A 10,488-nucleotide genomic window follows, 5' to 3' on the forward strand; every position below is an offset into this window, starting at 1 on the left:
CCATTAGCCATTTCTAAAATAGTTTCTTCACTTACGGCTCCAAACCGATCAAGCGTTTCCTTAGAAACTGATAATATTTTAGTTTTTAAATCATTGGAATAACTTACTGCTCCACCCAAAAACACTTTGCTGCTGCCTGCATGTTGAGTAAGCAGGTGTGAAACATATCCACCAGTGCAGCTTTCTGCGGTAGACAAGGTAAGACCTTTGGATGCCATAAAATCCAAAATCGCTTTTTCAATGGGCACATCGGCTTCTATAATCACGAACTCATTAATTAGTTCTTTTATTCCAGACGCATACAAAGCAATTTCTTTCCTTAATAAATCAATATTCGCCCCGTGACCGCTAAGCCGAAGTCTGACAAGTCCTAATTTGGGGAGGTATGCCAAACCAATATGTGCGGGCAAAGAATCCTCCACTGCTGCGATTCTGTCAGCAAGCATTGATTCACCGATCCCGGCTGTGAGAATGGTATGATGTACGATCGTTTGCAAACTGAACAACTCCTGGATTTTAGGAATTACAAGCTCTTCCATCATATACATCATTTCAAATGGCACACCGGGCATGGAAACGTAAATCTTGTCGCCACTTTCAATCCACATTCCCGGTGCAGTACCATTCATGTTTAGTAAAGTAGTGCAGTTATCCAAAACTTCGGCTTGCCGTAAATTGCTTTCCAGCATCGGAGAATTATACTTTGAAAAAATACGTTTTACATTTTCAAGCGCGCCTTCATCCGTCCGCAGTCCGACATTAAAATATTCAGCCAGGGTCGTTTTGGTGATATCATCTTTAGTAGGGCCTAATCCACCTGTAATCAAAATAATATCTGCCCGTTGTGATGCTTCTTTAAGAGCATTTAAAATATGTTGTTTCTCATCAGAAACAGAGGATATTTGTTTAACATTTATTCCTGCCAAGTTTAACTTTTGGGCCATCCATGCGGAATTGGTATCAACGATCTGACCAATGAGTATTTCATCACCAATTGTAATTAGTTCGGCTAGCATAGGCTAAAAATTATTGTAAAAATCGCGGCGTTTACTCAGCTTCAGGTCCTGAAGTATGGATGCCTTAACCCGGAGATCGACACTATAAAATTTGTAAGCTCCAATGGGTGACCACCTGAACGACAAGTCCCAGCAATGAAGGTCTCTATAGATCGAAAATGTGGTGAGACTCAGATCATTCCTTTCAAAATCATATCCTGAAGTATACTGCACCTTCCATTTAGGGGTAACATTGAAATCTCCATAAAAGTTTAGCGTATTCGTGATTACAGATTCTAAACCGTTCTTTGAATAATTGAAACTATATGCTGCACTTATATTCCAAGGCACATTGAAATCGACAAATGCATTAGGATCCCTGCTGATCGCATTTAACTCTTCCTGCTGCTGTAATGATAAATTCTGTTTTCCGGCATCGATCTGATTCAAAGCTTCATTTCGCTTTTTTAAGGCTGTTGAGTTGAGACTAAAATCGGTGGATAGTCCAAAGCTTGTCAGCCGCGCAGGTGTGCCATTATTTATGGTAAACTTGTCGAGCCTGGCGCCGCTAGCATCAAGCCTGTATGGGTCGAGAGTACCGTAAAAATTAATACCGATTTTCTGTTTAAACAATGCAGTACGGCCGGAAAATCCAATGGTTGACAACTTAAAGTTTTCCGCCGCAAAGTTATAAGCCCCTGAAAAAGTCAGGCTTTGAAGAATAGGAATATTAACAAAGTTTTTCGTTGAATCATCAGTAGAACGCACTTTGGCTTCAATATTATTATCCAGGCTGAATCCTATTCCCGCAACTTTTCCTGTGGACGGCGCACCAAAATACGAACCCTCGTAAATGGAGTATCGGGAAGCAACCCGGGAAGTATCATTCTGTAAATCCCGAAAGAAACCAAATCGGTTCGAACCAAAATCAGGTTGATAGTTAAAGCCAACCGATGGGGTCATAACATGACGCAGAGCCATTAAATTCCCCTTCTTAAAGTTAAATTTGCCATAAACTTTGGTTGAAAACCCGCTATTCACGCTATAATCATACACCCTGCTGAATCCTCCAATCGTATCGGTAACTTGGGCAAACCCGGAAGCAACGGGCGCAAGCCTTTTTCTAATTGTTTGGAGATACCACTTTTCGCTATAGTTCAAACTCGAATTGAATTGAAAGAACTTCGCGACATTAAGTGACATAGAAACCGGGATATCATGCCTGATTCCATTCTGGAATCTTCTCAGAGTCTCTTTTTTGAATAGCAAGCTTTCCGCGGTATTTATCAAATTAGTTCCTTGCATTGTATAACCAAGGCTAATCCTTTGGAACCACTTCTGTTCACCCGCACGGTCTTTACTATCAAACGGATTGATGGTGGACATAGCCAAATTGAACTGCGGCAATTGCAAGGAAATTGTTTTTTTCTCGATGTCCTGACTATGCGTTAAACTAGATGTAAAATTGAATAATCCATCATAAAACACTTTACCATAACTGATACTTGATGATAAAGTATTCCGCGCTATTTCGGTAGGATTGTACCCATTCGCACCGGGCACATTCTGAAAAAACGAACCAGTACCAGCGTTAACTGAGGCACTAAAAGTAGTACCCGGGTTGGCCAAAGGGCTTTGGGAATGGCTCCACGTTAAATTGAAATCTTTACTTGGATTTGCAAAAGCTCTTGTCCCTTCAACACCATTTTTTGTGGAAGCATATCTGAAATTCACATTCCCGTCATACTTATAGTTTTTCCGGTAGCGGGCGGCGGTAGCTAGTTCATAAGATCCTTTTGAATAAAGTGTTCCACGTGTTGCCAGGTCCCAATAATCATTCAATCCGATATAGTATCCCAAATCACGCATAAAAAATCCTCTGAGATCTTCGCCAAAAGTTGGAAACAACAGTCCCCCGGAACGTTTATTCGGCTTCGGGAAAAACCCAAATGGAACCCCTACTGGAAGTGGTACCCCTTCTATTTCGAGATACGCCGGGCCGGTTATTATTTGCTTCTCGGTTACAATACCTTTGGTAATGTTAATTCCAAAATGATTATGCGGATAGGGTAGATTACAAGAGCTGTAAACTCCATGAACAAAGTTTCCCTCACCATATTCATTTTTTTTGAATTGCCGCGCCTGGAGATAGCCCCCTTCAGCTTCGGTATAAACGCCGAACGATTTACCTTTTTTCGTTTTATAATTAAAAAATAATGAATCTGTGGTGATAGGCGGTTCTGAACCTTGTTTAAATAAAGGCCGGCCCGTGTATCTGTTGTTTTTAGGATTAATTAAGCCTTTCGCGAAAAGAGTGTTATTCTTCTGGTCATACTGTATGTAATCGGCATCAAGTTCCATGTCCTGATATTTAACACGGGCCTTTCCATACATTTTCACTATATTGGTTTCGCGGTCAGAAATAATTGAATCTTCAGCGGAATAAATAACTTCGGATTCAAGGGCTGAACCGCTAGTTGATTTTTTTGTGACAGTATCCGCTTTTAGCGGTGGAATTTGCAATGTTGTATCGCGTTTTACGTTATCAGGTCGAATAGTAAGTTGCTGCGCATTAGCTGTTGTATAAACGCACCCCGCACACAACACCGCAAGAAAAAAATAAAGAAAAAGGGGGCTAATAAATTTCAAATCCGATGATGAATACTATTTTTGCAATGATAGACAATAATGCACGCTCAAAATTAATGAAAAATATACCATTGATCAGATACATTTACGTAATACTGCCTGTCTTACTTTCTATATTTCTCACTTCATTTACTGCCAAGCGGACTGATATCCCTTACCGTATCAAAACAATAGTTATTGACGCAGGCCATGGTGGTCATGATGGGGCAACCAAAGGCGTTTTTTCAAGAGAAAAAGACATTGCTCTGCAGGTTGCTCTGAAATTAGGGAAAGCAGTAGAGGCGAATTTGAAAGACGTAAAAGTAGTTTATACAAGATCATCTGATGTATTTGTTCCGCTTTATGAACGAATAGGAATCGCTAATAATATCAAAGCTGATTTATTTATATCTATCCACTGTAATTCAATGCCGATCAAAAGAGTAATTGTTGGGTATGGTAAAGATAGTCGCGGGCGGAAAATACCTCGTTACGCAAACAGGCAAAGCACATCTACAAGAGGAACTGAGACATTTGTTTCCGGATTCGGCCGATTGGATGAGCAGGATGTGGTGATACGTGAGAACGAATCAATTCTTCTGGAAAAGGACTATAAAAATAATTATGAAGGTTATGACCCTAAAGATCCGGAAAGTATCATCATGCTTTCACTTATGAAGAATGCATTTCGTGAACAAAGTATAAAACTGGCATCTTATATGCAGGATGAATATGTTCGTGCAGGTAGAATAGACCGGGGAGTTAAGGAGCAGAGCCTGGCAGTATTGGCAAAGGCCGGAATGCCCGCAGTCCTAACAGAAATTGGTTTTGTATCCAACCCTCAAGAAGAAGAATATATGAATTCGGATGCTGGCCAAACCGAAATTGTAAATAATTTGTTAAAAGCAATTCAGACCTATAAAAAACAGGCGGAACTAAGTGAGTAAATGAACTCATTTATCGTCTGTCCTTGATACAATTAATAACTAAATGAAGATAACTAACGAAACCAAAGTAGGAGTATTAGCTGCAGTAGCAATCGCAATATTAATTATAGGATACAGTTTTTTAAAAGGCAATGACGTTTTTTCCAGCGAGAACGAGTTTTATGCAACCTATGACCGGGTTGATGGCCTAGCGGTATCAAAGCCGGTTCTCGTAAACGGATATCAAATAGGCAGGGTTTCAGACCTCACCTTGCAACCTAACGGGCAGATTTTAGCACAGTTTAAAATCGATCCTGAATACGCGATTCCTAAAAATACGATCGCACGACTCGAGAGTACGGATCTCCTAGGCGGAAAGGCAATTGTGTTCGAACTTGGAACAGGTAGCGACTTTGCGCAGGATGGAGACACTTTAAATGCAAACATCCAGCAAAATCTTACCGATCAAATTGAACCTATTCAGAAAAAAGCAGAACAGATTATTGCCAGATTGGATTCGGTATTAACATCAGTAAACAGCACTTTAAGCCCTGAATTTCAAAGAAATTTTGATAAAAGTTTTGCGAGCATTGCAAGAACGCTTGAAACTTTTGAAAGAACTACAAAAACTGTTGATGGTTTAGTTAGCACCCAAAGTTCAAAAATTGCAGGTATAATGACTAATCTGGAATCGATTACCAGCAATTTCAAGAATAATAACGCCAAGATCACTAACATCATGAATAACTTTGAAAAGGTTTCTGATGATGTAGCAAAAGCCAATTTCGCCCAGACCATCGCTGAAGCAAATAAAGCCGTTGCCGATCTTCAAACTATTGTTAATAAAGTCAATACGGGCCAGGGAACCTTGGGTCAGCTCATCAATGATGAGAAAATGTACAATAACCTGAACAACGCCGCTGCAAATCTTGATAAGCTAATGATTGACCTAAAGGCTAACCCTAAGAGGTACGTTAGTTTCTCAGTATTTGGTGGGAAGAAGGATTAGGGACAATTTGTTGGATTTCTTAAATCTCGAAAGTCAGACCTTCAATCGCAAGAAAGGTATTTGGAAACAGCGTTTTAGCTTCTGCTAATAATGGTTCTAATTCTCTATATCTCGCAGAGAAATGTCCAATAATCAATTTACCTGCGTTTGCTTTTAAAGCCACTTCAGCAGCTTGTAGAGCGGTAGTGTGGAATGTCTCCTCTGCCCTTGCATGCATATCATGCAAAAAAGTAGCTTCATGGTACAAGGTATCTGAATTTCTAATATAATCAAGGTATTTCCAACTGCATATTGTATCAGAACAATAAGCGTAAGACTTTGGATGGTCGGCTTCGGTGGTAAGATCTTCAGATAAATGTATCTTCCCTTTTTTATCCGTAAAGTTCTCCCCTTTTTTTATCTTCTGAACCTGATCCGCTGGAATGCTCAGCTCATCGATTTTTTCTTTTATCATTTTCCTGAGCCGCTGTTTTTCTGTAAAACGAAACCCGGTACAGGGAATTCGGTGATCTAAGGGGAAACTCTCCACTACTACATCGAAACTTTCAAAAAGCTTTTCACTGACGGTAGAGTTAGTAACATTAAAATTAATCGGGTAGCGAAGATTTGTTTGTGAATGTTTGAACTGGAGATCAATAATCTCTATCAGTTCGGGCGGCCCGAAAATGTCCATAGGCTTAGTACGCCCATTTAGATGAAGTGATGACAAAAGCCCAACGAGACCTAAATAATGATCACCATGAAGATGGCTGATAAAAATATGGTCAATGCGGTTTGCTTTTAACCCAAAATGTAATAACTGATTTTGTGTTGCTTCACCGCAATCAATGAGAATGAACTTCTCATTAATATTCAGAAGCTGGGCTGAGGGATTTCGATTGAATATGGGGGTCGACGAGCTGCTACCTAAAATTGTTACTTCAAATTTCATGCAGATGGCTCACAAGTCTACTTTAACTCTCTTTTTAACTCTTTTTCAATTTCTTCCATGAAAATTAGATCAATGGCTTCATCAACTGTCCCTACAATTGTTAGGATGTTCTCCAGCTGAGAGATGGTGATCAACCGTGCAATATTTTCGTTAATACCAGTTAATATAAAAGACCCTTCGGCGTTTTTACATATCCTATGTCCAACCAACAGGCTACTTAAGCCCGATGAATCAGAATATTTCACATTAGAAAGATCGAGAATGATATTACGCTGGCCCTCCGTATTGGTAAGGATCAATTCAGATTTTAGCTGCGGAGAAATCAAGCTATTTAATTTATTCTCATCCAGTTTAATCAGAACGTACTTTTCGTGCTTATCGACAGTGAATTTCATAGGAGCAAGGTTTGATTGGCATTAACCATGAATCGTGGTTTAAACACTAATTTAATTAATTTATTTCAGTTTACAATAAAAAATCAAGATAGACGTATCAAGGCTTCCGAGATATTATGTTCCACACGTGAAATTGGATCAGAATTATCTTGTCTAATGAACTTGTCGCCCGTTATATGTTCGTAAAGTTCGATATACCGATCTGAGACTGATTTCACAAATTCATCATCCATTTTTGGGATTGCCTGGTCTTCCTTACCTTGAAATCCATTTTCAATTAACCACTTTCGAACAAATTCCTTTGATAACTGCCGCTGCGGTTCGTTTCTGGCTTGCAAATCTTCGTACCCATCGCTGTAAAAGTATCGTGAAGAATCTGGAGTATGTATTTCATCAATCAAATAGATCTTTCCATCTGCCTTCCCAAATTCATATTTTGTATCCACCAAAATCAAACCTCGTTCGGCCACCATTTCAGTTCCACGCTGAAACACTGCATGGGTGTATCTTTCAAGCTCAGCATAGTCTTCTTCCGAAACTATTCCTCTTTTAATTATTTCTTCTCTTGAGATATCCTCATCATGGCCCACAGAAGCTTTTGTGGTAGGCGTAATTATGGGTTCTGGAAGCTTGTCATTTTCTTTAAGCCCTTCAGGAAGTGCAACGCCACATACACTGCGTCTTCCCGCCTGATATTCGCGCCACGCATGTCCTGCTAAATAGCCTCTAATAACCATCTCGACTTTAAAGGGTTCACATATTTTTCCAATAGTGACATTAGGATCCGGAATATCAAGCACCCAGTTGGGTACGATATCGATAGTTGCCTGGAGGAACTTTGCGGCTATTTGGTTTAAAACCTGTCCTTTGTATGGTATAGGTTCTGGCAATACTACATCAAAAGCGGATATCCGGTCGGTTACAACCATGGCCAGAAACTGCTCTCCTATTGTATACACATCACGAACTTTCCCCTTATAAAAATTGCTTTGTCCTTGAAAGTGGAAGTGGGTTTCTTTTATGGCAGTCATTTCTTATTTGGAATTTTATTATTGTATATCTCCGTAGGCTCTAAGGATATTTTTCACGAGTTTATGCCTTACTACATCATCTCCGTTAAGGTAAATTATGTCTATACCTTTTATTTCATTGAGAATACGCAGAGCGGTATTTAAACCCGATTGCTGCTTGCGTGGCAAATCAATTTGTGTTACGTCTCCAGTAACAATGAACTTAGCTGTCGGCCCCATCCTGGTCAGAAACATTTTAAGTTGCATATCCGTGGAGTTCTGTGCTTCATCAAGAATTACGAAACAATTGTCTAGCGTACGCCCTCTCATAAAAGCAAGAGGTGCGATCTCTATGGTCCGGTTTTCCAAAAACACCTTTAGTTTCTCAGCAGGTATCATATCATCCAAAGCATCATAAAGAGGCCTAAGATAAGGATCAATTTTCTCCTTGAGATCACCAGGAAGAAATCCAAGATTTTCGCCCGCTTCAACTGCCGGTCTTGTTAATATAATACGCTTTATTTCCTTGTTTTTCAGTGCTCTAACGGCTAATGCAACTGCAGTATAAGTCTTACCAGTACCCGCGGGACCAATTGCGAATATGATGTCGTTATTAGTGATGCTTTCAACCATCCTCCGCTGATTAGCTGTACGAGCTTTAACCACAATGCCGTTTGGCCCGAAAACAATCGGATCACCTCCTCCACCGTTCCTCGGCGAACTGTTTTCAGTTTCCGGATTTGAGGAGATTTTAGCGCCTAAAATTTGTTCCAGATCATTATTATTAAGACTCTGGAACTTTTCAGCATGCGCTAGGATTTCCGCAAATTTCTGTTTAAAAGTATTAATTTCCCCTTCATCGCCCAGAACCTTAAGATCGGTGCCTCTGGCGACTATCTTAATCTTCGGAAAATGTTTCTTTATAATTTCAAAATATTCGTTGTTGGCTCCCCAGATTACCACCGGGTTCACATTATCCAAAGTCAGATTAAGCTCGTTCAAGTTGCGGTTATTTTTAGTTCACGGTGTTTATTTGAGATTAAAATTCAATATTTGTACCAATAATATCTATCGCAAGATTAATAATAAATATTTACATTTTAAATGGCTATAATTACTTTAACGACCGATTTGGGCTATAAAGATTTTTATCAGGCTGCCCTTAAAGGCAGTATCCTGAGCCAGTTACCAAATGCAAATATTGTTGATATCAGCCATGACATTTCTGCCTTTAACATTCCTCAAGCTGCTTTTATTCTAAGGAACGCATTCCACTATTTTCCTAAGGGCACTGTCCATTTAATTGGAATCGATTCCGTATTTAACGAAAAGACGAGATACCTTGCTTTGAAATACCGGGAACACTACTTTGTGGGCTCTGACAATGGGATATTTTCACTTCTGTTTGAAGAAGAAGCTTCTGAGATTGTAGAGCTGAATATCATGCAGGATCTGAAATATCTGCACTTTCCGCTCTCAGATATTTTTCCAAAAGCGGCCAGCCATCTTGCAAAGGGAGGAAAACTGAGAGACATTGGGATTCCGGTTTCTGGAGTTGAAGACCGAATGACTTTACAACCTGTCATCGAACGCGATATTATCCGAGGGAGTGTTATTTATATAGACTCCTTCCAAAACATCATCACCAATATTACTAAAGAGATTTTCACGCGGGTGCAGCTTAATCGCGATTTCACGCTGTTCTTCAAAAGAAATGAATCGATCTCGCAGCTCAGCTGGCATTATAATGAAGTTCCGGAAGGAGAAAAATTATGTCTGTTCGGAATAAGTAACCATTTAGAGATCGCAATTAATAAGGGTAATGCAAGCGGTTTACTGGGCCTTCACCTGGGCGATATTGTCCGGATAGAATTTCATTGATGATTACACGTATTGTTAAAATGACATTCCGGGAGGAAGAAACGGAAAACTTTACCGAAATCTTTAAAGAAACCTCTGAATTTATCAGAAGTTCCAATGGCTGCCTGGAGGTTAAATTAATGAGGGATATTAGCAATGCAAATGTTTTCTTTACGTTGAGCAAGTGGCAAAGCGAAGAGCATTTAAACATTTACCGCTGTTCGGATCTTTTTATGACCACCTGGGCTAGAGTAAAACCACTGTTTTCTGAGAAGGCCCAGGCTTGGAGCGTGGAAGAATTCTTCTAAATACTATGAGACGAACCCTATCGATCCTCTTCTTTCTAATATGCAGCAGTTCCCTTATTGCACAGAGCGATTCCTCTGCTTATAATACACAAAGAAATAAGATCAATCAGTTGTTGGATGATCGCAGCGCGAGATTTAATCAGTATGACAATAGCCTAACGAAAAGATCGGGCATATTTGGGCTTAAGACGAAAAAAGATATGCAGGCATCCAATGACATCCTGACTCAAATCGTTATTACAGACAACAATATCTTTCAAGAACTAAAGATATTGCTGGATTACAAAGATTTGGAAAAAAAGGAAGTTGAACATCGTGCGGTGACCGTTGAGGGTCGTATTGATAGGTTTCAGACTACAATAACGCGACTTCAGCAGGAAAACGAGCGACTCAAAGTGGAGGTGCAAAAACAAACAGCGAAAATTA

11 protein-coding genes are annotated in these 10,488 nt (G+C 39.7%); 5 read left to right on the forward strand and 6 right to left on the reverse strand.

What is annotated here, in order from left to right; genetic code table 11:
- Together WBJ10_RS17710 and WBJ10_RS17715 are read right to left on the reverse strand one after the other, a co-directional pair.
- Positions 1–1,016: CinA family nicotinamide mononucleotide deamidase-related protein (locus tag WBJ10_RS17710; RefSeq protein ID WP_424292714.1), on the reverse strand; the 1,016-nt coding region annotated here is incomplete at its 3' end.
- 3 nt (positions 1,017–1,019) lie between these two features.
- On the reverse strand, positions 1,020–3,518 hold the full coding sequence (locus WBJ10_RS17715) for a putative LPS assembly protein LptD (RefSeq protein WP_424292716.1): 2,499 nt from the start codon (positions 3,516–3,518) through the stop codon (positions 1,020–1,022).
- Positions 3,519–3,700: 182 nt separating this feature from the next.
- On the opposite strand from WBJ10_RS17715, the gene WBJ10_RS17720 reads away from it, so the two are divergent.
- Entirely contained in the window at positions 3,701–4,570 is an 870-nt protein-coding gene (locus tag WBJ10_RS17720; RefSeq protein WP_424292718.1) for an N-acetylmuramoyl-L-alanine amidase family protein, read from the forward strand.
- Positions 4,571–4,613: 43 nt separating this feature from the next.
- Positions 4,614–5,558 carry an MlaD family protein gene (locus WBJ10_RS17725; RefSeq protein ID WP_424292720.1) on the forward strand — a complete coding sequence of 315 codons (945 nt, stop codon included), beginning with the start codon at positions 4,614–4,616 and terminating at the stop codon, positions 5,556–5,558.
- 19 nt (positions 5,559–5,577) lie between these two features.
- On the opposite strand, the gene WBJ10_RS17730 is transcribed toward WBJ10_RS17725, so the two are convergent.
- The 4 genes from WBJ10_RS17730 to WBJ10_RS17745 form a co-directional block, all read right to left on the reverse strand.
- The gene (locus WBJ10_RS17730) at positions 5,578–6,489 is read right to left on the reverse strand and encodes a ribonuclease Z (RefSeq protein WP_424292722.1); all 912 of its coding nucleotides are present in this window, start codon (positions 6,487–6,489) and stop codon (positions 5,578–5,580) included.
- A 17-nt stretch (positions 6,490–6,506) separates the two neighbouring features.
- The gene (locus WBJ10_RS17735; protein WP_424292724.1) at positions 6,507–6,884 is read right to left on the reverse strand and encodes an STAS domain-containing protein; all 378 of its coding nucleotides are present in this window, start codon (positions 6,882–6,884) and stop codon (positions 6,507–6,509) included.
- Between the two features lie 83 nt (positions 6,885–6,967).
- Positions 6,968–7,915 (reverse strand): phosphoribosylaminoimidazolesuccinocarboxamide synthase, encoded by a 948-nt coding sequence (locus tag WBJ10_RS17740; RefSeq protein WP_424292726.1) that lies wholly within the window; start codon positions 7,913–7,915, stop codon positions 6,968–6,970.
- A gap of 18 nt (positions 7,916–7,933) precedes the next feature.
- Complete coding sequence (locus tag WBJ10_RS17745; protein WP_424292728.1) at positions 7,934–8,896, reverse strand: PhoH family protein; 963 nt, start codon at positions 8,894–8,896, stop codon at positions 7,934–7,936.
- Positions 8,897–8,998: 102 nt separating this feature from the next.
- Between WBJ10_RS17745 and WBJ10_RS17750 the strand changes: the two genes are divergently transcribed.
- The 3 genes from WBJ10_RS17750 to WBJ10_RS17760 all read left to right on the forward strand — a co-directional run.
- Positions 8,999–9,775: an SAM hydrolase/SAM-dependent halogenase family protein gene (locus WBJ10_RS17750; RefSeq protein WP_424292730.1), complete on the forward strand. Its 777-nt coding sequence runs from the start codon at positions 8,999–9,001 to the stop codon at positions 9,773–9,775.
- A complete protein-coding gene (locus WBJ10_RS17755) occupies positions 9,775–10,062 on the forward strand; it encodes a putative quinol monooxygenase (protein WP_424292732.1) in 288 nt (95 codons plus the stop codon). The genes WBJ10_RS17750 and WBJ10_RS17755 overlap by 1 nt, the downstream gene beginning before the upstream one ends.
- Before the next feature lie 5 nt (positions 10,063–10,067).
- Positions 10,068–10,488, forward strand: a 421-nt coding sequence (locus tag WBJ10_RS17760; RefSeq protein WP_424292734.1) for a hypothetical protein, incomplete at its 3' end; no start/stop codon positions are given.

The sequence above is a fragment of the Daejeonella sp. genome (assembly GCF_049655485.1).
Classification (GTDB): Bacteria; Bacteroidota; Bacteroidia; order Sphingobacteriales; family Sphingobacteriaceae; genus Daejeonella.

Bases quoted from the DNA above. Each gene is read 5' to 3' on its own strand.
- WBJ10_RS17720 (WP_424292718.1), top strand. From the start codon at position 3,701: ATGAAAAATATACCATTGATCAGATACATTTACGTAATACTGCCTGTC.
- WBJ10_RS17730 (WP_424292722.1), bottom strand. From the start codon at position 6,489: ATGAAATTTGAAGTAACAATTTTAGGTAGCAGCTCGTCGACCCCCATA.
- WBJ10_RS17735 (WP_424292724.1), bottom strand. From the start codon at position 6,884: ATGAAATTCACTGTCGATAAGCACGAAAAGTACGTTCTGATTAAACTG.
- WBJ10_RS17755 (WP_424292732.1), top strand. From the start codon at position 9,775: ATGATTACACGTATTGTTAAAATGACATTCCGGGAGGAAGAAACGGAA.
- WBJ10_RS17740 (WP_424292726.1), bottom strand. From the start codon at position 7,915: ATGACTGCCATAAAAGAAACCCACTTCCACTTTCAAGGACAAAGCAAT.
- WBJ10_RS17750 (WP_424292730.1), top strand. From the start codon at position 8,999: ATGGCTATAATTACTTTAACGACCGATTTGGGCTATAAAGATTTTTAT.
- WBJ10_RS17725 (WP_424292720.1), top strand. From the start codon at position 4,614: ATGAAGATAACTAACGAAACCAAAGTAGGAGTATTAGCTGCAGTAGCA.